The following is a 653-nucleotide window of genomic DNA, read 5'->3' as shown; positions in this document are numbered from 1 at the left end:
CTAACGCCCGCTTAAGTTGTGAGTGACGCTCCACTGAACTTAACTTGGACTCCGTAATCACATAAGCCCAAATTGACGCCAAAAGTGCCGAGCGTTACGAATCAACTTGAAGCGTTTGTTATGCGATTTTTGCCACTCACTCATATAAGTACATTTCATCGGGTATTGCGGACAAAAATTCGGTTAACTCCCATTCAAAACCAGCTTTATCGAAAAAGTAAGCGCGCTTTCGATATGTTTCTTCAGGAGCAAAAATACCTCGACAATAGCCCTGTTCGATAAGGTTAGCCTCTATGCTTTCGAGGTTTTCCACGACTAAACCAATATGATTTACGCCACAATTTTTATACGTCTTTTGAACGCTGTTTGGAGTTATTGAGTCTAGGTGGGGTTCTTGAAGCGCAAAATAACTTTGCTCGTTGCCAACATGAGCCCAACGATGTCTATCCGGAGATTTTACATCTTTTCTCACTTGAAAGTCCGGTGCAACTATAGAGAGAAACGCGAATGCTTCGTCAATATCTGGAACTGTAATATTTAAATGCTCTATTTTGGTCATATTAAATTATCCTTTTATCAATGACATGAGTATCAATCGAAGCATCTTAATCTCTGAACTTAACTAGAGGTCAAGCTGAGATTTGTTCAATCGC

At 40.1% G+C, this 653-nt stretch carries 1 protein-coding gene; it reads right to left on the bottom strand.

Annotated elements, in window-relative coordinates:
- Window positions 1-136: 136 nt before the first annotated feature.
- Window positions 137-559: a VOC family protein gene (locus tag MD535_RS25780; protein WP_265678131.1), complete on the bottom strand. Its 423-nt coding sequence runs from the start codon at window positions 557-559 to the stop codon at window positions 137-139.
- Window positions 560-653: the final 94 nt, after the last annotated feature.

The organism is Vibrio qingdaonensis (genome assembly GCF_026191675.1).
Classification (GTDB): Bacteria; Pseudomonadota; Gammaproteobacteria; order Enterobacterales; family Vibrionaceae; genus Vibrio; species Vibrio qingdaonensis.
The sequence above is the reverse complement of the archived record's forward strand: the minus strand, read 5'-3'. Positions and strand labels throughout refer to the sequence as shown.

Excerpts from the sequence above, each read along its gene's own strand:
- MD535_RS25780 (WP_265678131.1), bottom strand. The coding sequence starts at position 559 with ATGACCAAAATAGAGCATTTAAATATTACAGTTCCAGATATTGACGAA.